This is a genomic window from Streptomyces sp. NPDC002076 (genome assembly GCF_053593835.1).
Map to the genome: position 1 here is coordinate 1 of NZ_JBSFDI010000005.1, position 21,216 is coordinate 21,216.

Genomic DNA, 21,216 nt, shown 5'->3' on the forward strand with positions numbered 1-21,216 from the left:
CCGTTGCCTAGTAATAGGCACGGCGGGTTCGGCGAGAGGTCCGGGGAAACGGACCGGGAGCAATCCCGGCACCGCGCCCCGGGCCTACTCAGCGATCGGTACGCCCCCGCCCTGGACGGACTGGCGCCGGGCACCGACGTGCTGCTGCTCACCTGGCTCGACCGCGCCGAGCGCGACACACTCAGCGTCCACCCGCGCGGCGACACCAAGCGCCCGCTCACCGGCGTCTTCGCGACCCGCGCCCCCGACCGCCCCAACCCGATCGGCCTGCATACGGTCCGCATCCTCGCCATCGTCGGAACGCGCGTCCACGTCCGCAACCTCGAAGCGCTCGACTCGACCCCGATCCTGGACGTCAAACCCCTCCTCACTCCGGACCGTTGACGGCCCGGCCCTGGCCTTCGTGGCACGGAGTCCCAGCGGTTAGCGTTCGTGACGTGGCAGACCACGCGGCAAGGCAGGTGTCCGTAGTCCACCGTCCCGGGGATCCGGCGGGACCGCCGCTGCAGGTGCGGGTGGGCGACGAGGTCGTCGTCACCTTGCACGGATCGGCCGCCTATGGGTGGACGCCGGTCGAGGTGGTCACCGGGCCCTTGAGAGTGATCGCGGCGGAAACGGCCGACGGTACCGTGCGGGCCACTGTCCGGGCGGTCGGGGCCGGTGCGGCGGAGTTGCAGTCGGCGTCGTCGTTCCGCGGAGACCGGTTCGGGCAGCAGACGCGGCTGTGGCGGCTGCTGGTGGATGTCGAACCGGCGTAGGTGTACGGACGGTTACGGGATCACGGACAGAGTCAGTCGCCAGACGCGCGAGCTCGGGCCGTGCGGATCGGGGGTGTAGGTGTCGGCCGAGTTGAGGGTGGCGGTGCCGGCAGTGGCGGCGCGTGCGGTGGCGGACCAGTTCCCGTCGGGTGCGGCATGGTCGTCCCGCAGCGACACCGTCCGCGGGTCCGAACTCGTGAGCGGCGCCCAGCCGTAGCGGGGCGGCGCCTTCAGGGTGATGTGGATCGTCGTACCCACGTGGACGCAGGCGGTGCGCAGGGGGTTGTCGGCGGGCGGCTAGCGGACCGTGACGGTGCCGCTGAGGCACCGGCGGGTCGAGCCGGCCGCGGACGAGCCGATGGGGGCCGGGCTCCCTGGGGACGACCGGGTCGAAACGGCGGGGGCGGAGGCGCCCGTCTTGGCAGGCAGTGCGACTCCGGCGCCACAGGCAGCGGCTGGGACCATGACGGCGACCACGGCCAGCGATCGGGCGCCCAAGTGGTGTCCCACGATGCCCCCAGGGGAAATCCCTTCAGCGGCACAGAGCAAACCCCTGTGTTTTTGCTGTGCGTTGGCTGTACTCCGTAAATTCTCGGTTGCCTCGCGCCGCCCTGGCGTCTCCCCTCTTGTGCGCTTGACATGTCCGGTGCAACCATGCCGGATTGCGAACACGCGCTCCATCGGCGTGAACGTCCTTCTTCTCCCCGCATGCCGGACGATCTCCGGCTGTTCGAAAGGATGTTCCGTGCCCCGATCCAGACGCAGACGCGGCCGCATATCCGCGCTCACCGCGAACCTGACCGCAGTTCCCGCTCTGTGGTTCTCCGCTCCGGCCGCTCAGGCCGATACCGCGCCGGACCCCCCGGCGCCGCACCGCTCGGCCGACACCGGCCCCGCCGTCCGGCGGTCACCGCGGGCGGCTCGGCCACGCTGACGGTGGCCACCTCGTCCTCGACTCCGGCAGGGACGTACAACGTCACGGTCACCGGCACGGGTGTCTCGGCCACGCATACGGCGACCTCCCCCCTGACGGTCACCTCGGGCAGCGGCGGCGGAATCGCCAACGGCGGCTTCGAGGCAGGCAGTCTGACCGGCTGGACTGTGGCCGGTACGACGGCGGTCGTGAGCTCGGGGGCGCACAGCGGCACGTACGCGGCCCGGCTCGGCAGTACGTCACCGACCAACGGTGGCTCCTCGATCGCGCAGACCTGCACGGCGCCGAGCGGAACCAGCACGCTCGGCTTCCACTACCACGTGACCTGCCCGCACACGCTCACCTACGACTGGGCCACGGCCACGCTCAAGGACAACACCACCGGCACGACCACCACCGTGCTGGCCAAGGCCTGTGTGTCGTCCTCCGGCTGGCTCCAGAAGACCGCCCCGGTCACGGCCGGGCACAGCTACACGCTCACCCTGATCAGCCATGACGACGACTGGACGGGTGACGCCACGTACACCCGCTACGACGACGTGACCCTGTCCTGATCCACCGCGTCGTCCCACGGGCCGCCGACCTCACGTCGGCGGCCCCGTCCGAACCTCCCTCCACGACAAGGGGTGTCCTCATGTCGCGCACTGCTGTCCGCAGATCCGTGGCGACCGCCACCACCGCTCTGCTCTCGTTAGGCGGTCTGCTCCTCGCCTCGCACCCGGCGCTGGCCGACGTCTCCAACGGGGGCTTCGAATCCGGCAGTCTGACCGGCTGGACCGCCGCGGGCACCACGGCCGTCGTCAACTCCGGTGCCCACAGCGGTACGTACGCCGCCCGGGTCGGCGGCACCTCGCCCACCAACGGCGACTCCTCCATCACCCAGACCTTCACCGCGCCCACGCGCGCCACCCAGCTGTCCTTCTGGTACGACGTCACCTGCCCGGACACGCTGACGTACGACTGGGCCACGGCCACCCTGACCGACACCACGACCGGCACCACGACGACCGCGCTGGCCAAGACCTGCACCAACGGTCAGGGCTGGAAGCAGGTCACGTCGTCCGTGACCGCCGGCCACAGCTACACCCTCAAGCTCCTCAGCCACGACGACAACTACGCGGGCGACGCCACCTACACCCTCTACGACGACGTCGCCTTCACCACCGCCACCCCGCCGCCCGGACTGACCCAGATCAGCACCGACCCGTTCACCAACACCTCCAGCCAGCACGCCACCGAGCTGGAACCGGACACCTTCGCTCACGGCAACACGATCGTCGCCTCCTCGCAGGTCGGCCGGTTCACCGACGGCGGCTCCTCCGACATCGGCTGGAACACCTCCACCGACGGCGGCACCACCTGGCAGCACGGCATGCTGCCCGGCATCACCACCTACCAGGGCGGCACCTGGGCCCGAGTCTCCGACCCGGCCGTGGCCTACGACGCCAAGCACGGCACCTGGATGATCGCCGGACTGGTCATCGACTCCAACGTCAACGGCGCCGGCGTCACCGTCAGCCGCTCCACGAACGGCACGAGCTGGCAGAACCCGGTGATCGCGGTCGGCAACGACGGCCAGGGCTACGACAAGGAGTGGATCGTCTGCGACAACTCCGCCTCCAGCCCCTACTACGGCACCTGCTACGTCGAGGTCGACATCACGTCCTCGGGCAACGCGGTGGTGATGAGCCGCTCCACCGACGGCGGCGCCACCTGGTCGACGCCGGTGGCCCCGTCCGGAGGCCCGAGCGGCCTGGGCGGCCAGCCCCTGGTCCAGCCCAACGGCACGGTCGTGGTCCCCTACTCGGCCAACGGCAGCGCCGTGCGTGCCTTCAACTCGACCAACGGTGGCGCCGGCTGGTCCTCCAGCACGCTGATCGCCAACGTCTCCAGCCATGGTGTGGCCGGCAATCTGCGCGACGGTGAGGGCCTGCCGTCCGCCGAGATCGACGGATCCGGCAAGATCTACGTCGCCTGGCAGGACTGCCGCTTCCGCTCCGGCTGCCCGGCCAACGACATCGTCTACGCCACCTCCACCAACGGCACCGGCTGGTCGGCCGTGACCCGGGTTCCCATCGACGCCACCACCAGCGGCGTCGACCACTTCATCCCGGGCATCGGCATCGACCCCGCCACCTCCGGCACGACGGCGAAGATCGGCCTCTACTACTACTTCTACCCGAACGCCAACTGCACTGCCTCCACCTGCCAGTTGGAGGTGGGCTACATCTCCTCCGCCAACGGCGGCAGCACCTGGAGCAGCCCGACCACGGTGGCCGGCCCCATGTCCCTGTCCCAGATAGCGAACACCACTCAGGGCAGCATGGTCGGCGACTACCTCTCCACCTCCGTCATCGCTGGCAAGGCGGTCTCCGTCTTCGCCGTCGGCAAGGCCCCGGCGGGCGGCCAGGCCTTCGACGAGGCGCTCTACACCGCCGGCCCGCTGGCCGTCACCGGCGGCAGCGCGGCCGCCACGACCCGAGGTGCCGCCCCCGTCGCCGCACCGCACACCACCCATCCCCTCCCGACCCGGCACTGACCCAGGACGGCAGGCGGGTGCGCCCCGGCAGGCAACCCAGGGGCGCACCCGTCAGCGCGCGCGAGACCGGCCATGGCGCGCACCTGGCTGGGGAGATGGTCCTCGGCCAGGTCGGCGGCGGCTGACCGGGCTCCTCGCCGCATCCGCTGCCCGTGTCAGCTGCCGCCCACTCCCAGTGCCGCCAGCAGCACCAGCACCAGGGTCGCGCGCCGAGGAGGCCATGGGCGGCGACGACGGGAACGGGCAGATGCCGTTCCGCGCGCGTCGATTCCTCGCCTGCGGCCGCCGGGGCGGAGCGGTACACGGGGATCCAGCGGGCGAACATCGTGAAACCGAGCAGCGCGACGGCGACCAGGATGCCGAAGGACGTCCAGGCCAGGGCCGACCGGTCGGCCGCGAGATGGACGATCCAGACGACCAGTCCGGCCGCCGCGAACAGGAAGTGGCCGAAGACGAGCGGGGCCGGGAAGCGGGTCGTCCCCGTCTGCTACTGGCGCAGGCCCCCGCGGGCGATCCAGCGGGCCAGCAGGACGAATCCGCCGAGGGCGGTGATCACCCAGGCGACAAGAGCGACGATGTCCATGTCGTACTCCGGTGGTTCCGAGGTGCGGACGGGGTGAGTGCCGGGCTGTCGGTCAGGGGCGGTGCCGGATGCGGTAGCCCTCGGCCTGCGCGGACTCCTCGGCGCCCCGGAGGCCGTAGCGGTAGGCGAGCTTGCCGCCGAGGTAGCCGGACACGCCGAGGACGGCGAGCGAGACGGTGGAGAGCGCCAGTTGGCCGTATCCGACGCCCTGCCCCGCCGGGTGCCCGCCGCCCTGCCGCCCTGCCGCCCTGCCGCCCTGCCGCCCTGCCGCCCTGCCGCCCTGCCGCCCTGCCGCCCTGCCGCCCTGCCGCCCTGCCGCCCTGCCGCCAGGCGAAACCGGCCGCGTACGCGGCGGTCACGGTCAGATTCAGCCCCATGTGCACCAGCCCCGTGCGGAAGGCCGGCGTGCCGGTGGGAATGGCGAACAGGTCCAGGAACCCCAGGCAGGCCGCCGCCAGCGCACCGAGCACGCCGATGGCGATCAGCCAGGTCGAGCCGTGGGCCAGAAAGGCAGGCCGGTGGACGATCCGCGAGGCGATGTCGAAGACCAGGCTGCACACCCAGGCCCCGATCGGCACGGTGACCAGGATCGGATGGAACGGATGCCCGTACGGCCCTGCCAGCGCTCCGCTGACCGGCTGCTTCGCCTGCCGCAGGCCCTTGAGATCACTGTCCACGGTCATACGGCACGCACTCGCCCTTGAGCCGGCCGTCGAGCTATTTCACCAACGATTGTTGGTCTTATTCTGGCCACGGGTCAAGACGCCGTCACTCTCCCGGTCCGCCGCGTAGGCGGTCTCGGTGCGGCACCGGTCGTCGGGCGTCCCAGCCAGGCGAGGAAGGCAAGGACGAACAGTCCTTCGACGATCAGGGACAGCAGGCCGTACGGCGGATCCCAGCTGGTTTCGTGGTAGCCCTCGGGCAGGCCGACGGTCCGCGACAGCAGAAATCCGGCGATCATGCCGAGGCTGACGAGGGCCCCGGTCAGCCAGGCGATCATGGGGCGCGCCAAGGCCACCAGTGCCGCCGCCACGAAGAGCATGACGACAGCGCCCACGGCGAACAGAACGCCGATGTAGAACTTCTCCTCGAGGTGATCGGGAATGAGGACGGTGTGCAGCACCACGTTGCCGATGGCGCAGCACGCTCCCAGTCCTCTGAGGGTGACTTCGGTCGCGGAGGTGGAGTTCATCGGTGACTCCAGCTGTTGTCATGGAGGGAGCAGCCCAGCCGGGGGCGGTGGCCGCCGGCGGTCGGTTCCGCCGGTGTTCACCGCTCGCAGGCGGTGCCCGCCTCCGGATTGCCTCCCGGCGTGCGGTCACCGCGCAGTTCCACGCAGCATGCGCCGGGTCGCGGGGCGAGCACCGCTGTGGTCCTGTCGCTTCCCAGGCCGTGCAGATAGCCGGCCAGGAACGCCTGATTGGCGGCGCACACCAGTTCCGGGGCCTTGGCCGCCAGGGGGTGGAAGGGGCAGTTGCGCAGCCGCAGCAAGGTGGGTGTGGTGCGCTCGGGCTCGAAGCCGAACTCCTCGAGCGTCTCGGCCGCCACGCCCAGTCCGCGCTCGGCACCGAGGCGTCCGGGACGCACCCGTTCGCGTTCGGTGCCGCCCAGGGCTTCCCCGCGCGCGTACGCGACGCGGAGCGCGGCATCGCGGGCGGATTCGTCGTCGGTCTCGGTGAGCACAGCCTCGGTGAGGACGTCGGCCAGCATTCCATAGCGACGCTCAGGGATGCTCACCGCGATGGCCTCGCCCGTCGGTTCATAGACCTTGGGCCTGCGTCCGACCTTGCGGATGCCCGTCGGAGGTTCGTAGCGGGCCTGGAGCAGACCGGCGGCCACCAGCTTGTCGAGATGGAAGGCCGCCAGCTTGCGGGAGATGCCGAGGCCGTCGGCCACCTCCTCACGCGTCATCGGCCGCCGCTCGTGCCGGATGAGCTCGAACATGCGGCGCCGTGTGGCGTCGCCGAAGGCGGCCAGGCTGGTCAGCGAGGCGTGGTCCAGTCCCACTCGTCCAGTGTATTCGCCCATAAGAATTGGCGAAACTCTTCAGTGGTGCTGTTGTCCGGGAGGTTTCTCTCCCATGGCGTCATACGAAAACGACCTTGGACGAGATTGCCCCGGCCGCAGGTCAGTCGATGCCGCGCCCACCCAGCAGGCCGGTGACCTGCGAACGTACGGCGTCCCACGCGGCGGTCGGCAGGTCTTCGAAGGCCGTCGCGCGCAGCGTCTGCAGCGCCTCCGCCGGGTCGGCGCCGCACGGGGCGCTGCCGCTGAGCACGTCGTAACCGTCGCGTACGGCGACCCGCAGCCTGTCGCCACCGTCGTCGACGTGCACCGCCGAGGCGACGACGACGGGCGGCGGTCCACCCGCCTCACCCGTGAGTTTCCGGTACGCACAGGCGATCGGTTCACGCCAGCGCAGGCTGAGCAGGACGGGGCGCTTGGCCACCAGCTCGGCCAGGTCCGTCTCCTGGACGCCGTCGGATTCCAGCACGGTCGCCCGGGCGTCCAGGGCGATCGCCGCGGGCAGCAGACAGCGCAGCGCACTGCCGACGAGATTGCCGCCGACCGTCGCCGTCCGCCGCACGGCCCCGGTGCCCACTGCGGCGGCCGCCAGGCGCAGCACATCCGGCACCCGGTCGTTCATCCGGTGCAGGACCACGGCGCCACCCACGGTCTCCCGCCCCAGCACGTTGGCCTCCGGCACATCGCGCAGGGACATGGCCAGCTCGGGAAAGCCGTCCCGCTGCCATGTGGCCCAAACAAGCGTGGCCCCGCCGATCGGCACGGCCCCCTCGGCCAGGCACTGCTGCGCTTCGGACACCGACGTGGGGAAACGCACCAACACAGCGACCGGCCTGCCTTCCTCAGGAGTTGACCGAAGGCGGCGAGCGATGCCTCGGCCCACCACCCTCACCGAGGCAGTCTTCTCGCCCGGGCGGGGGCGCGTACAGGGCTCACACGAGCACGCCGTGCCCTCGCCACACCGGTCCGACCGCCGCCGAGCATGGTTTTGGACCTTTGCACCGGTGACATTGTGGACCTGTCGCCGACGTCCACGGTGCGGGCAACGTGGGCGGTATGGACACGCCTTCCGCTTCGCTCGCCCAGCTCGTCCCCGGCATGGTCGGGATGGCGCTGGTCGGCAGCAGCGTCACCGTCTCGCGCACGCTCGTCGACGCGCCACTGTTCACCACCCAGGCGGTCCGCTACGCGGCCGCGACCGTGATCCTCTTGGTCATGGCACGGCTCGCCGGTGCTCGGCTGGTGTGGCCACGGGGCCGCGAGTGGCTGTGGCTGGCCGGGATCGCGGTGACCGGTCTGGTGCTGTTCAACGTGGCCGTGGTCCGGGGCGTCGATCATGCGGAGCCCGCGGTGGTCGCCGTCGCGGTCGCCTGTGTGCCGGTGGTTCTCGGGGTGGTGGGTCCGGTGCTGGAGCGGCGCAGGCCAAGCCGGCAGGTCCTGTGGGCCGCGCCGGTCGTCATGGCGGGCGCGGTGCTGGTGGAGGGAACGGGCCGCACCGATGCCGTCGGGGTGGCCTGGGCCGCGCTGGCCCTGGGCTGCGAGGCCGCGTTCACGCTGCTCGCGGTGCCGGTACTGCGGCGGCACTCGCCGTGGGGAGTGTCCGTGCACGCGATATGGCTGGCCGCCGTGCTGCTGGCCACGCTCGGCACGGCGACCGAAGGGCCGTCGGCCGTACGGGAGTTGTCCGGGTCCCAGTGGGCGGCCGCCGGATATCTGGCGTTGATGGTGACGGCGGTCGCCTTCGTGCTGTGGTACTCCACGGTCCGCGCCGCAGGGGCCGGGCGAGCGGGGCTGCTCACGGGCATCGCGCCGCTCGCCGCGGCGGTCGTCGGCGCCGTCTCGGGCAGCGGCGTGCCGAGGCCGTCGGTGTGGCTGGGCATCGCCGTACTGATCGCCGGCCTGGTCGCTGGTCTGCGGCCACGCGGCGTTCCCGGCGGAGGGGCCACGGATCCGCATCCCCCGGCCGCGGCGGACCCTTCCCCGGCCTCGGCCCGCTCCAGATAGCGGGCCACCGGGGTCGCGCCCGTTGCCGGAACCCCTCGCACGCGGAATCCCCCCGTCAGCAAGTCCGGCATAAGTAGGGTGATATGCATGAAGGCACTTTTGTTGTCTGGCGGCTCAGGTACCCGTTTGCGCCCCATAACCCATACATCGGCGAAGCAACTTGTACCGGTCGCGAACAAACCGGTGCTGTTCTACGGTCTGGAGGCGATCGCCGAGGCGGGCATCACCGAGGTCGGGATCATCGTCGGGGACACCGCCGAGGAGATCCGGGAGGCGGTCGGCGACGGTTCCGCGTTCGGCCTCGACGTCACCTACATCCCGCAGGCGGCGCCGCTGGGTCTGGCCCATGCGGTGCTGATCGCCCGTGAGTTCCTGGGTGACGACGACTTCGTGATGTACCTCGGCGACAACTTCGTCGTCGGAGGCATCACGGACCTCGTGGACGCCTTCCGCAGCGAGCGGCCGGAGGCGCAGATCCTGTTGACGAAGGTGCCGGACCCGACCGCGTTCGGGGTGGCCGAGCTGGACGCGGCGGGCCAGGTGATCGGCCTGGAGGAGAAGCCCCGGCATCCCAAGAGCGAGCTGGCTCTGGTGGGCGTCTATCTGTTCTCCCCGGCGATCCACGAGGCCGTCCGCTCCATCGAGCCGTCCTGGCGCGGCGAGTTGGAGATCACGCATGCCATCCAGTGGCTGATCGACGCCGGACGTGATGTGCGTTCCACGATCATCTCCGGGTACTGGAAGGACACCGGGAACGTCACCGACATGCTCGAGGTCAACCGCTCGGTCCTGGAGACCCTGGAGCGACGGATCGACGGGACGGTCGACGACAGCGAGATCATCGGCCGGGTGCGGATCGAGCCCGGGGCGAAGGTCACCGGCAGCCGGATCGTGGGACCGGTGGTCGTCGGTGCGAACACCGTGATCACCGACTCGTACGTCGGCCCCTTCACCTCGATAGCCGGCGACTGCCGGATCGACGACAGCGAGATCGAGTACTCGATCGTGCTGCGCGACTCCTCGGTGAGCGGGGTCCGGCGGGTGGAGGCCTCCCTCATCGGACGCAACGTCGAGGTGACTCCCGCGCCTCGCAAGCCTGCCGCCCACCGTCTCGTCCTCGGCGACCACAGCAAGGTGCAGATCTCCTCATGACCACCAGGATCTTGGTGACCGGCGGTGCCGGTTTCATCGGCTCGCACTACGTCCGCACGCTGCTCGGCCCGGCCGGCCCGGATGATGTGGCGGTCACGGTGCTGGACAGGCTCACCTACGCGGGCAACCCGGCCAATCTCGACGAGGTGCGCGATCACTCGGGATTCGCCTTCGTCCAGGGTGACATCTGTGATGCCGCGCTGGTCGACGAGTTGCTCGCCGAGCACGACCAGGTGGTCCACTTCGCCGCCGAGTCCCATGTGGACCGCTCGATCCTGGCTGCCACCGAGTTCGTCCGGACCAACGTCCTGGGCACGCAGACACTGCTGGACGCGGCGCTGCGCCACGGAGGTTCGAAGACCTTCGTGCACATCTCCACCGACGAGGTGTACGGCTCCATCGACTTCGGCTCCTGGCCGGAGACGGACCCGCTGCGCCCCAACTCCCCGTACGCCGCCTCCAAAGCGGCCGGCGACCTGATGGCCCTCGCCCACCACCGCACCCACGGCCTCGACGTGCGGGTGACCCGCTGCTCCAACAACTACGGGCACCACCACTTCCCCGAGAAACTCATCCCGCTGTTCATCACGAACCTGCTGGACGGCAGGAAGGTCCCGCTGTACGGCGACGGCGGCAACGTCCGCGACTGGCTGCACATCGACGACCACGTCCAGGGCATCGAGCTGGTGCGCACCAAGGGCCGCGCCGGTGAGGTCTACAACATCGGCGGCGGCACCGAGTTGACCAACAAGGAGCTGACCGCGCTGCTGCTGGAGGCCTGCGGCGCCGACTGGGACACCAGCGTCGAACACGTCGCCGACCGCAAGGGCCACGACCGCCGCTACTCCGTGGACTGCACGAAGATCCGCGAGGAGCTCGGCTACCGGCCCCGCAAGGACTTCGCCACCGGCCTTGCGGAGACGGTCGCTTGGTATCGCGAGAACCGCGCCTGGTGGGAGCCGCTGAAGGAGCGCGCGGCGTTGTAGTGCCGGCATCGACACCCCTTTGACCACGAACTAGGGAACCATGACCACCACTTGGCTGATCACCGGCTGCACCGGAATGCTCGGACAGGACGTCCTCGCGCGGCTGCGCCGGGACGGGGAGAACACCGTCGGCCTCGCCCGTGGCAGTCTCGACATCACGGACGCCGACGCGGTGGCCGATGTCGTCGACGCGCACCAGCCCCGCATCGTGGTCAACTGCGCCGCCTGGACGGGCGTCGATGACGCCGAGGCGCACGAGGCGGACGCCCTGCGGGTCAACGGCGACGGACCCCGGCACCTCGCCGAGGCGTGTGTGAAGACGGGCGCCCGGCTGATCCAGGTCTCGACGGACTATGTGTTCGGGGGCGACGGGACCGGCCCGTATCCCGAGGACGCCCCGACGGCACCGCGCAGCGCGTACGGACGTACCAAGCTGGCGGGGGAACAGGCGGTGCTGGCGACGCTCCCGGACGCGGGATACGTCGTGCGTACGGCGTGGCTGTACGGCGCTGGAGGCGGAAACTTCGTGGACACGATGATCGGACTGGAGTCGGTCAAGGACACCGTCGACGTGGTCGACGACCAGCGCGGACAGCCCACCTGGACGGTGGACCTCGCTGACCGGCTCGTACGGCTGGGGCGTGCCGCCCTCGCCGGTGCCGCGCCCGCCGGGGTCTACCACGGCACCAGCGGCGGAGAGACGACCTGGTTCGGCCTGGCCCAGGAGATCTTCCGGCTGCTGGGCGCGGACCCCGGACGGGTCCGGCCGACCACCGGCACGGCCTTCGCACGGCCCGCTTCCCGTCCCGCGTACAGCGTCCTGGGGCACGGCCGCTGGCGCCGGGCGGGGATCGAACCGATCCGTGACTGGCGCGAGGCGCTGCACACGGCTTTTCCGGCTCTGCTCGACGAGAAGAAGGGCTCATCCCGGTGAACTTCAGGATCCAGCCGACCGCCCAGGTCGACGAGACGGCCACGATCGGTGACGGGACGACGGTCTGGGACCTGGCCCAGATCCGGGAGGACGCCCGGCTGGGCAGCGGGTGCATCGTGGGCCGGGGAGCGTATGTCGGCCCGGGGGTGCGGATCGGCGACAACGTGAAGCTCCAGAACTACGCGCTGGTCTATGAACCCGCGGAACTCGGTGACGGGGCGTTCGTCGGTCCGGCGGCGGTGCTCACCAACGACTACTTCCCCCGATCGGTGGACCCACAGGGCCGGCTCAAGCGCGGTGGCGACTGGGAGGCCATGGCGGTGGTGGTGGGCGAGGGAGCGTCCCTGGGGGCCCGGTCGGTGTGCGTGGCGCCGGTGCGCGTCGGCCGTTGGGCGCTGGTCGCGGCGGGTGCCGTGGTGACGAAGGACGTGCCGGACTTCGCGCTCGTGGCGGGCGTTCCGGCGCGCCGCATCGGCTGGGTCGGCCGGGCCGGCGTACGACTGGTCGCGCGGGACGGCGAGCCGGGCGGATGGGAGTGCCCCGAGACAGCGGCGCTGTACGACGAGAAGGACGGCGAACTCGTCGAGCGCGCCTGACTTCTCGTCGAGCGCGGATGACTTCTGATTCTCCCAAAACACCAATACTCGAACACGTGCAGGCATAACATGTGTGCGAACTGTGCAGACCGGGCACAGTCAGCGCACAAACCAGTGCCCAGGGGGGGTTACCGGGTGGGACGCCTGTGTCCGAAACGCGGAGTGACGACCGCTCCGACGCCTGACGTCTGACGTTCCGACGTCTGCTGTCCGCCGCGTGGCCGTCCGCGACGCGGCGCTCACAAGCCTGCGCAAAAAGAGGACCCACAGGGGGGTTGGTGTGTCCAGAAGATGACCAACACACGTCTGGCGGCGCTCGGTCACGAGGAGCCGCCACTGCTCGCGCTCGCCCGGCGACTGCTGGCAGTCGCCGAGTCGGGACTTCCGTCGATGCTGCTTCCCGGTGGTGAGGCCTTCGCCTTCACCATGGCGGGGTGGAAGGCACCCGATGGTTCCTGGACCCTGGAGCGGCGTGGGACCAGTATCCGGTACGCGGCCATCACCGCGCTCGGGGCCCGGTTCCTGCCCGAGGACCGCCAGTGCGCGGTGCTCGGCGGGCGCACTGCCCAGGAGTTCACGGGTCTGCTGGTCGAGTCTCTGCCCGCGGTCACCAACCTCGGCGACGCGGCGCTCATCGCCTGGGCCGCCGCCGAGACCGCACACCCCAAACTCTCCGACGCCCTCGCACGGGTCGAAGCCCTGGACGAGGAGGGCCGCCCGCAGTACACCGTCGAGGCCGCATGGGTGCTGTCCGCCCTCGCGGCGGCTCGCGGCACGGTCGACGTGGAGAGCCGTTTCACCGCCGCCCGCGACCGCCTGCTGCGGGCCCGGATCGGGAGCAGCCCGCTGTTCCCGCACGCCACCGGGCCCGGACTGGTGCCCTGGTACCGGGCGCACGTGAGCTGCTTCGCCGACCAGACGTACCCGCTCCAGGCCCTGGCCCGCGCCCACGCCGGCGGCGACGGGGGCGGCGATTTGGAGGCGCTGGCCGCGGCCGAGGCGTGCGCGGCGCGCATCTGCGAGTTGCAGGGCGCGGGCGGGCAGTGGTGGTGGCACTACGACGCGCGCACCGGCGGTGTCGTGGAGGGCTACCCGGTCTACAGCGTCCACCAGCACGCGATGGCACCGACCGCGCTGTTCGATCTCGCCGACGCCGGCGGCACCGACTTCGGGGCGTCGGTCCGCAAGGGCCTGCGCTGGATGACGGACGTGCCCGAACTCGCCGAACGCCCGGAGCACCACGCGCCGTTGATCCTCGACGAGCTGGGCGTCACCTGGCGCAAGGTCTACCGGGGCGACCCGAAGAAGGCCGTACGCGCCGCCCGGGGACTCGGCACCCGCGTCGCTCCCGACCTCCGGCTGAAGTCCCTGGACCGGATGTACCGGCCCCTCTCCGTCGACCGCGAATGCCGGCCGTACGAATTCGGCTGGATGCTCTACGCCTGGCAGGGGGGCCGCATATGAACGAGCGTCAGTCCCTCTTCGGTGTCGAGCTGGACCCGCTGACGATGGACGAGACCGTACAGCGCTGCCTCGAAGCGGTCCAGGATGGCAGACAGCTGGAGATCGGGGTAGTCAACGCCGCGAAGCTGGTGAACATGCGGCGCGATCCGCGGCTCGCCCGGGCCGTGGCCGGCTGCGATCTCGTCCTCGCCGACGGACAGGCCGTGGTCTGGGCCGGCCGGGTGTTACGCGCCCCGCTGCCGGAACGGGTGGCCGGCATCGACCTCTTCCTGCGACTGCTGGCGGAGGCGGAAGCGGCCGGCATGTCGGTGTACTTCCTCGGCGCCAGAAAGGACGTGCTGGAGCGGATGCTGCACCGGGTGGCCGACCGCTTCCCCCGCCTGACGGTGGCCGGCAGCCGGAACGGCTACTTCGACGATTCCCAGCAGGAGGCCATAGCGGAGGAGATCGCCCGAAGCGGCGCGCAGATGCTGTTCCTCGGCATGACCTCGCCCAAGAAGGAGGTCTTCACCGCCGCCTACGGCGCCCGCACCGGCGCCCGAGTCGTCCACGGAGTCGGCGGCTCCTTCGACATCCTGGCCGGGGTCACCAAGCGGGCCCCCGAGTCCTGGCAGCGCTGGGGCCTGGAGTGGCTCTACCGCGCGCTGCAGGAGCCGCGCCGCCTGGGCCGACGCTATCTCACCACCAATGCTGCCTTCCTCCTCATGACGGCGCGAGAGTTCATCCGGCTCAACCCGTCGACCGCTCCCGCGAACAGGAGTCACTGATGCGCGTCGTCGTGGTTGGACAGGGATACGTCGGCCTGCCACTGGCCATCCGTGCCGCCGAGGTCGGACACGAGGTGATCGGCTACGACGTCGACGCCCGACGGGTCAAGAGCCTCTGCGCCGGTGAGTCCTTCGTCGAGGACGTCTCCTCCGAGCGGATCCGCGCGGCGCTGGACAACGGCACCTACCGTCCGAGCGATTCGGCCCGCGACTGCGGCGGTTTCGACGTCGCCGTGGTGACCGTCCCGACCCCGCTGCACGAGGGCACGCCCGACCTGCGCTACATCAAGGAGTCCGCGGTCACCCTCGCCCGCTATCTGCGCCCCGGATCCACCGTCGTCCTGGAGTCGACCACCTATCCCGGCACCACCGAGGAGCTGTTCGCCCCGATCCTGGAGGACGGCTCGGGCCTCACCGCCGGAAGCGACTTCCACCTCGGCTACAGCCCCGAGCGGATCGACCCGGGCAACTCCGTCTGGGGTTTCAAGGAGACCCCGAAAGTCGTCTCCGGCGTGGACGCGGCGTCGCTCAAGGCCGTTCAGGACTTCTACGCAGGGCTCGTCGACACCACCGTGCCGGTGCGCTCGCCCAAGGAGGCCGAACTCGCCAAGCTGCTGGAGAACACCTTCCGCCATGTGAACATCGCGCTGGTCAACGAGATCGCGATGTTCGCCCATCACCTGGACATCGACGTCTGGCAGGCCATCGACGCCGCCTCCAGCAAGCCCTTCGGCTTCATGAGGTTCACCCCCGGACCGGGCGTCGGCGGCCACTGCCTGCCGATCGACCCCTCGTACCTGTCCTGGCGGGTGCAGCGCGAACTCGGCCAGAGCTTCCGCTTCGTGGAGCTGGCCAACGACATCAACAACCACATGCCCGAGTACGTGGCGCGCCGCATCAGCGACCTGTTCAACGAAAGACGCCGCTCCGTGAACGGCTCGCGCATCCTGCTGCTCGGTCTGGCGTACAAGAAGAACACCGGCGACGCCCGCGAGTCGCCCGCCCTGCGCATATCCCAACTGCTGCTCGACATGGGGGCCCAGGTCAAGGCGGCGGACCCGCATGTCGTCGAGAGTCTGCCGGTGGACACCCGGCTGGTGCGGGTCGAACTGACGCAGGAGGAGCTGGCGTCCGCCGATGTGGTGGTGCTGCTCGCCGACCATGACAGCTTCGACTACGAACTCGTCGCCGAGCACGCCCCCTTCGTCCTCGACTGCCGTCGACGGCTGCCGTCCGGACCCACGATCGAGGTGCTCTGAACCATGCCGCGCATCGTCTGCGTCGCCGGGGCGCGCCCCAACTACATGAAGATCAAACCGGTGATGGACGCCTTGGAGCGCCGGGGCGCCGAGGTGGTCCTCGTCCACACCGGGCAGCACTACGACCCGGCCATGAACGACGTGTTCTTCGCCGACCTCGGCATCCGGCCGCCCGACCGTTTCCTCGGGGTCGGGTCCGGCACCCACGCCGAGCAGACCGGACGCGTGATGACCGCGTTCGAGCCGCTGCTCGGCGAGGTGTCCCCGGACATCGTCGTCGTGGTCGGCGACATCAACTCCACGCTGGCCTGTGCCCTCGTCACGGCCAAGGCCGGGCCCCTGCTGGCCCACGTCGAGGCGGGCCTGCGCAGTCGCGACTGGAGCATGCCGGAGGAGGTCAACCGTGTCGTCACCGACCGCCTCAGCGACTATCTGCTGGCGCCTTCGCCCGACGCCGGCGACAACCTGCGTGCGGAGGGGTACCGGAACGACCAGATCCACCTCGTGGGCAACGTCATGATCGACACGTTGCTGGCCAACCTGGAGCGGGCCAGGGCCTCGGACGTCCTGGGCCGCTACGGCCTGGCCAGGGGCGAGTACGGCCTGGTCACCCTGCACCGCCCCGCCAATGTGGACGACCCCGAGGTCCTCGCCGCGCTCCTGAAGGCCCTGGGCGAGATCGCCGGCCGCTGCCCGCTGCTGCTGCCCGTGCATCCCCGCGCGGCGCAGCGGCTGGCCGACGTCGGCGTCCCCGGAGGCGTCCGGCTCGTGCCGCCGGCCGGATACCTGGACTTCATCGCCCTGCAGGACGCCGCCCGGCTCGTGCTGACCGACTCGGGCGGCGTGCAGGAGGAGACCACCGCGCTGGGCGTGCCGTGCGTGACCCTGCGGGACAACACCGAGCGGCCCGTGACCGTCGAGCAGGGCACCAATGTGCTGGCCGGCCGGGATCCGGCACGCATCGTGGCCATCGTGGACCGGATGCTGGACGATCCGCCCGCGCCGCGTCGGCCCGGCCTGTGGGACGGCCGCGCGAGCGACCGCATCGCCGATGTGCTGTTGGAAGGAGGCACGGCGAGCACGCGGCCGAGGCCCACCGACCCAACGTTCTCCATATGATCCGCTTGCAACATATGCTCGTCGAACGTCGGGTCGCGAGGGGGGACCACCATGGATCTGGCTGAGATATTCCGTGTCATGCGCAGGCGCTGGTACGTCCTGCTGCCCGGACTGCTGCTGACCGCCGGCCTGACGGTCGCCGTGGCCCTGCTGGTTCCGGTCACCTACCAGTCGCAGAGCACGGTGGTTCTCCTGAACTCCCAGAAGGCCACGATGGCCTACGACGGCAACCCCTTCCTCAGTTCCCAGACCTCGCTCACCGGCATGGCCGACGGCCTGGCCCGCAACCTCAACTCCGACGGCTCGGTCCGGGAGCTGAAGTCCCGTGGTGCAACAGGGACGTTCGAGGCCAAGCTTGCCGACAACGCGCAGGGGCCGCTGATGTGGCTCACCGTCACCGGCCCCGACAAGACCGCGGTCCTGGCCTCGGACAAGATCCTCACGGCGTACGCCGAGGAGCGGCTGGACCAGTTCCAGAAACAGCAGTCGGTCGCCCCGAAGGCCATGATCCGTATGACGACCATCGTGCCCCCGCAGAACCCGGTGGCGCAGACCAAGACCCGGCTCGAGTACCTGGTCATGGGCGGGTGCCTGGGTCTGGTGCTGAGCCTGGTCGCCGTCTTCTACGTGGAGGCGCGCCGTCGGCCGCAGACGTCCGCCCGGCCGGAGGATCCCGCGCAGCCGGCGGCCGGGGAACCGGTCGCGGAACAGACCATCGCCCTCAGGCAGACGCCCAGTTGGTCGCGGTCCACCGAGAACAGGTCCGCCGCGGAGCCGAGGGCCGGGCGGCCCGTCGTGGCCGTGGTGCCCGCCGCCGAGCCGCTCGACGAGGAATCGACTCATGGACAGCGTTCGCACACCGGACAGCGAGACCGCTGAGCCGAGCGACACCCCCGCCCCCGCTCCCAACTCCCTCGGCCGTAAGGTCCGTTCGGCGGCCCGTTGGAGCCTGATCAACACCGTGGTGATGCGCCTCGGCAATTTCGCCACCGGCATCCTGCTGGCGCGCTTCGCCCTCGGACCGGCCCAGTGGGGCGTCTACGGCATCGCCCAGACCGTGCTCCTGGTCCTGCTCTCCGCGAACGAACTGGGCGTCAGCCTGGCCATCGTCCGCTGGGACGACCCCCGCCGCTTCGCGCCGACGGTACTGACCCTGGCCACCGCGTCCAGCGGCCTGCTGTACGCCGCCCTCTTCGTCTCGGCGCCGGCGGTGGCCCGGCTGCTCGACTCTCCCGACGCCTCGGGCGTACTGCGGGTCATGTGCCTGTGCCTGGTGATCGACGGGGTGGCCCAGGTCCCGGCCGGCTTCCTGACCCGGGAGTTCGCCCAGGGCAGGCGGATGCTCATCGACGCGCTCAACTTCGTCCTCAGCACCGCCGTGACGCTCGTGCTGGCCTTCGCCGGCCGGGGCGCGATGAGCTTCGCCTGGGGCGCGGTCGCGGGCAACATCGCCGCCCTCGCCGGCTGCGCCCTGGCCGCCCCCGGCACCCTGCGGTTCGGCTGGGATCCCCAACAGGCCCGGGCCCTGCTGAAGTTCGGTCTTCCGCTGGCCGGCGCGAGCCTCCTCGCCCTCGCCGTCGTCAACGTGGACACCATGGTCGTCGGCTCCACCCTCGGCGGAGTCTCCCTCGGCTTCTACGTCCTGGCGTTCAACATGTCCGGCTGGCCGGTGCGCGTCATCTCCGAGGCCGCCCGCCGTGTCTCCTTCGCCGGCTTCTCCCGTCTCGCCGCCTCCCCGCAGGCCCTCGCCCAGGGCTTCAGCCGCGCCCTGGCGGTGCTGGTCACCGGCACCGTGCCCCTGTGCGTCCTGCTCGGCGGCCTCGCCGCCCCGGTCGTCCGCCTGGTGTACGGCGGCAGGTGGGTGCCCGCCGCCGATGCGCTGCCCTGGCTGATGGCCCTGGGCCTGATCCGCATCGGCTGTGAACTCGCCTACGACTGCCTCGTCGCCACCGGGCAGCGCCGCTCCCTGATCCTCACCCAGGCTCTCTGGGTCGTCGCCCTCATCCCCGTCCTCGTCGTCGGCGCGCGCCTGGGCGGCATCGTCGGTGTCTCCCAGGGCCATGTGCTGGTCGCCACAGGACTCGTCGTCCCCGCCTTCCTGTACGCCCTCGGCCGGGCCGGGATCGGCCTCGCCCCCATCGCCAGGGCCTGCGCCTGGCCCTTCTTCGGAGGAGCCGTGATGACCCTGGTCGTCGTCGCGGCGAAGCGGCTGCTCGGCGACGGCACCCCCGCCCTGTTCGGCATCGGCGCAGCCGCGCTGGCCTGCTACGTGGTGTGCGTGCTGCCCGGCCGCCGTTTCCTGCTCGGTTCCCGGACGCCGGAGACCGTATGACGAGGCTCCGTCGTCTGCTCGCCGGCCTGGCCCTCCTGCTGTCCGCCGCCTGTTCTCCGGGCGCCTCGGGCACCGACTCCGCACCGCCCGCCCGGAGCCACTCCCCCGGCACGGCTCAGGCCACCCCCGCGGCGCCGGGCGAAGCCGGTTTCCCGGACGCCCGCACCACCGGTCCCCGCATCCCCCTGGCACCGCACTCCACGGGGAACATGAGCGTCAAGGCCGACGGGACCGTCATCAAGGGGTGGGACATCACCGGCTCACTCGACATCTATGCCGACGACGTGACCATCGTCGACAGCAGGATCACCTCCGCCAACTGGTGGGGGGTCAACCTGCGCCCCGGCCACCACGGCCTGAGGATCCTGCACACCACCATCACCGCCGTTCCCGGCAAAGGCCCCGACAACGGCGGAGTGGACTACGCCGTCTCCAACATGGGCACCAGCTCCGTCGAGGTCGGCTGGTGCGACATCGCCGTCTTCGGCAACGCCCTGTCCATGGGCCAGGGTTACCTGCACGACAACTACGTCCACGACCTCGTCCCCTTCCGCAACAACGGCGGCGAGTGGCAGCACACCGATGCGGTGATCAGCGGCGGCGGCACCAAGGGCCGGCTGATCATCCGTCACAACACACTGCTCAACCCCGTCGCCGTCGACCGGGGAGCGTCCGCCGCCCTGGGCCTGTTCGCCGACACCGGCCATGTGTCCAACACGGTCGTCGACGGCAATCTGCTGGCCGGCGGCGCGTACGCCCTCTACGGGGGTGGCCCGGGCGCCACCGGGATCAGGGTCACGAACAACGTCTTCTCGACCCGGTACCACCGCAACAGCGGCGTCTACGGGGCCGTCACCGCCTGGAACGCCGGCGGTCCCGGCAATGTCTGGCGCGACAACCGCTTCTCCGACGGCACCCCGGTCAGCCCCGAGCCGGCCGGCTGAGAAGGAGGATCATGCGACGCATCACCCGCGCCCCCTGGGAGCTCCTCAAGCGCACCTTCGGCTGGCTCGTCCTCTTCGAGCTTCGCAACAAGGTCCTGCTCCTCGCCTCCGCGCTGCGGCTGCGCCGCTTCGAGACCGCGGAGACCCGCCGCCTCGCGGCTGCCGCCGCTCCTCTGCCCACCGCCCTCGTCGCGACGGTCATCGCCACCCACCGCCGCCCGGACGAGTTGCGGGCGGCCGTCCGGTCGGCCCTCGCCCAGACCGTTCGCGATCAGGTCGTGGTCGTCGTGGACGACGGTGCCGGGCTTCCCGAACTGCCCGACGATCCACGGCTCTTCGCCGTTTCGCTGGCGCGCAACACCGGCGTGGCCGGCGTCGTGCGCAATGTCGGCATCCGCCTCACCCGCTCGCGGTACGTGGCGTTCCTGGATGACGACAACCTGTGGGAACCCGACCATCTGCAACGGGCCCTGGCGGTCCTGGAGTCCCCTGGCGGTCCGGACGGCGTCTACACGGCGCTGCGCCGTGTCCTGCCGGACGGGACCGAGCGGGACATCCTGTCCGTGCCGTTCGACCGCCGACGCGCCGCTCGGGAATCCTTTCTGGACACCAACGCGTTCGTCGCCCGACGCAACCGGGCCCTGCGCTTCAGCCGTCTGCGGCGTACCCCGGACGTGCTCCCGCGTGAGGACTGGGAGCTCGTGCACCGGTACAGCCGCAGCCACCGCGTGCGCCATGTGCCGTACGCCACCGTGCGGTATCTGGTGAACCCCGGGAGTTTCTACACGACTTGGTCCGGCTGAGCGTCCGTCGAACCGGG

At 70.7% G+C, this 21,216-nt stretch carries 21 protein-coding genes and 1 pseudogene; 17 read left to right on the forward strand and 5 right to left on the reverse strand.

The genetic code is table 11. The features are described from left to right. Nucleotides 1-3 precede the first annotated feature (3 nt). Both tsaA and ACWCQS_RS12010 read left to right on the forward strand, forming a co-directional pair. Nucleotides 4-384 carry a tRNA (N6-threonylcarbamoyladenosine(37)-N6)-methyltransferase TrmO gene (gene tsaA / locus ACWCQS_RS12005; RefSeq protein ID WP_451004719.1) on the forward strand — a complete coding sequence of 127 codons (381 nt, stop codon included), beginning with the start codon at nucleotides 4-6 and terminating at the stop codon, nucleotides 382-384. A gap of 53 nt (nucleotides 385-437) precedes the next feature. Continuing rightward, on the forward strand, nucleotides 438-758 hold the full coding sequence (locus tag ACWCQS_RS12010) for a hypothetical protein (protein ID WP_451004312.1): 321 nt from the start codon (nucleotides 438-440) through the stop codon (nucleotides 756-758). 12 nt (nucleotides 759-770) lie between these two features. Here the strand turns inward: ACWCQS_RS12010 and ACWCQS_RS12015 are convergent, their stop codons facing one another. Further along, entirely contained in the window at nucleotides 771-1,016 is a 246-nt protein-coding gene (locus tag ACWCQS_RS12015) for a hypothetical protein (protein ID WP_451004313.1), read from the reverse strand. Nucleotides 1,017-1,694: 678 nt separating this feature from the next. Between ACWCQS_RS12015 and ACWCQS_RS12020 the strand changes: the two genes are divergently transcribed. Together ACWCQS_RS12020 and ACWCQS_RS12025 are read left to right on the forward strand one after the other, a co-directional pair. Further along, nucleotides 1,695-2,246 carry a hypothetical protein gene (locus ACWCQS_RS12020; protein WP_451004314.1) on the forward strand — a complete coding sequence of 184 codons (552 nt, stop codon included), beginning with the start codon at nucleotides 1,695-1,697 and terminating at the stop codon, nucleotides 2,244-2,246. 80 nt (nucleotides 2,247-2,326) lie between these two features. Then, entirely contained in the window at nucleotides 2,327-4,231 is a 1,905-nt protein-coding gene (locus tag ACWCQS_RS12025; RefSeq protein ID WP_451004315.1) for a hypothetical protein, read from the forward strand. A 948-nt stretch (nucleotides 4,232-5,179) separates the two neighbouring features. Here the strand turns inward: ACWCQS_RS12025 and ACWCQS_RS12030 are convergent. The 4 genes and pseudogenes from ACWCQS_RS12030 to ACWCQS_RS12045 all read right to left on the reverse strand — a co-directional run. Next, nucleotides 5,180-5,497, reverse strand: a pseudogene (locus ACWCQS_RS12030) (DUF2231 domain-containing protein); the annotation flags it as partial. 74 nt (nucleotides 5,498-5,571) lie between these two features. Continuing rightward, entirely contained in the window at nucleotides 5,572-6,006 is a 435-nt protein-coding gene (locus ACWCQS_RS12035) for a hypothetical protein (RefSeq protein WP_451004316.1), read from the reverse strand. A 77-nt stretch (nucleotides 6,007-6,083) separates the two neighbouring features. Further along, nucleotides 6,084-6,821 (reverse strand): helix-turn-helix transcriptional regulator, encoded by a 738-nt coding sequence (locus ACWCQS_RS12040; protein WP_451004317.1) that lies wholly within the window; start codon nucleotides 6,819-6,821, stop codon nucleotides 6,084-6,086. 121 nt (nucleotides 6,822-6,942) lie between these two features. Beyond that, nucleotides 6,943-7,662 carry an FAD binding domain-containing protein gene (locus ACWCQS_RS12045; RefSeq protein WP_451004318.1) on the reverse strand — a complete coding sequence of 240 codons (720 nt, stop codon included), beginning with the start codon at nucleotides 7,660-7,662 and terminating at the stop codon, nucleotides 6,943-6,945. A gap of 233 nt (nucleotides 7,663-7,895) precedes the next feature. On the opposite strand from ACWCQS_RS12045, the gene ACWCQS_RS12050 reads away from it, so the two are divergent. From ACWCQS_RS12050 to ACWCQS_RS12110, 13 genes are all read left to right on the forward strand, one after another. Continuing rightward, nucleotides 7,896-8,843, forward strand: a complete 948-nt coding sequence (locus ACWCQS_RS12050) for a DMT family transporter (protein WP_451004319.1) — start codon at nucleotides 7,896-7,898, stop codon at nucleotides 8,841-8,843. Nucleotides 8,844-8,930: 87 nt separating this feature from the next. After that, a complete protein-coding gene (locus ACWCQS_RS12055; protein ID WP_451004320.1) occupies nucleotides 8,931-9,995 on the forward strand; it encodes a glucose-1-phosphate thymidylyltransferase in 1,065 nt (354 codons plus the stop codon). Then, nucleotides 9,992-10,981 carry a dTDP-glucose 4,6-dehydratase gene (rfbB, locus tag ACWCQS_RS12060; RefSeq protein WP_451004321.1) on the forward strand — a complete coding sequence of 330 codons (990 nt, stop codon included), beginning with the start codon at nucleotides 9,992-9,994 and terminating at the stop codon, nucleotides 10,979-10,981. The genes ACWCQS_RS12055 and rfbB overlap by 4 nt, the downstream gene beginning before the upstream one ends. 40 nt (nucleotides 10,982-11,021) lie before the next feature. Further along, nucleotides 11,022-11,915 (forward strand): dTDP-4-dehydrorhamnose reductase, encoded by an 894-nt coding sequence (gene rfbD / locus ACWCQS_RS12065; RefSeq protein WP_451004322.1) that lies wholly within the window; start codon nucleotides 11,022-11,024, stop codon nucleotides 11,913-11,915. Beyond that, on the forward strand, nucleotides 11,912-12,511 hold the full coding sequence (locus tag ACWCQS_RS12070) for an acyltransferase (protein WP_451004323.1): 600 nt from the start codon (nucleotides 11,912-11,914) through the stop codon (nucleotides 12,509-12,511). The genes rfbD and ACWCQS_RS12070 overlap by 4 nt, the downstream gene beginning before the upstream one ends. Nucleotides 12,512-12,802: 291 nt before the next feature. After that, nucleotides 12,803-13,975, forward strand: a complete 1,173-nt coding sequence (locus tag ACWCQS_RS12075; protein WP_451004324.1) for a hypothetical protein — start codon at nucleotides 12,803-12,805, stop codon at nucleotides 13,973-13,975. Next, nucleotides 13,972-14,742, forward strand: a complete 771-nt coding sequence (locus ACWCQS_RS12080; RefSeq protein ID WP_451004325.1) for a WecB/TagA/CpsF family glycosyltransferase — start codon at nucleotides 13,972-13,974, stop codon at nucleotides 14,740-14,742. The genes ACWCQS_RS12075 and ACWCQS_RS12080 overlap by 4 nt, the downstream gene beginning before the upstream one ends. Continuing rightward, entirely contained in the window at nucleotides 14,742-16,001 is a 1,260-nt protein-coding gene (locus tag ACWCQS_RS12085; RefSeq protein WP_451004326.1) for a nucleotide sugar dehydrogenase, read from the forward strand. The genes ACWCQS_RS12080 and ACWCQS_RS12085 overlap by 1 nt, the downstream gene beginning before the upstream one ends. Before the next feature lie 3 nt (nucleotides 16,002-16,004). Then, nucleotides 16,005-17,120: a non-hydrolyzing UDP-N-acetylglucosamine 2-epimerase gene (gene wecB / locus ACWCQS_RS12090; RefSeq protein WP_451004327.1), complete on the forward strand. Its 1,116-nt coding sequence runs from the start codon at nucleotides 16,005-16,007 to the stop codon at nucleotides 17,118-17,120. A gap of 51 nt (nucleotides 17,121-17,171) precedes the next feature. After that, nucleotides 17,172-17,999: a Wzz/FepE/Etk N-terminal domain-containing protein gene (locus tag ACWCQS_RS12095; RefSeq protein WP_451004328.1), complete on the forward strand. Its 828-nt coding sequence runs from the start codon at nucleotides 17,172-17,174 to the stop codon at nucleotides 17,997-17,999. Then, on the forward strand, nucleotides 17,962-19,452 hold the full coding sequence (locus ACWCQS_RS12100) for an oligosaccharide flippase family protein (protein WP_451004329.1): 1,491 nt from the start codon (nucleotides 17,962-17,964) through the stop codon (nucleotides 19,450-19,452). The genes ACWCQS_RS12095 and ACWCQS_RS12100 overlap by 38 nt, the downstream gene beginning before the upstream one ends. Then, a complete protein-coding gene (locus tag ACWCQS_RS12105) occupies nucleotides 19,449-20,396 on the forward strand; it encodes a hypothetical protein (protein WP_451004330.1) in 948 nt (315 codons plus the stop codon). The genes ACWCQS_RS12100 and ACWCQS_RS12105 overlap by 4 nt, the downstream gene beginning before the upstream one ends. 11 nt (nucleotides 20,397-20,407) lie before the next feature. Further along, the gene (locus tag ACWCQS_RS12110; RefSeq protein WP_451004331.1) at nucleotides 20,408-21,199 is read left to right on the forward strand and encodes a glycosyltransferase family 2 protein; all 792 of its coding nucleotides are present in this window, start codon (nucleotides 20,408-20,410) and stop codon (nucleotides 21,197-21,199) included. Nucleotides 21,200-21,216 lie beyond the last annotated feature (17 nt).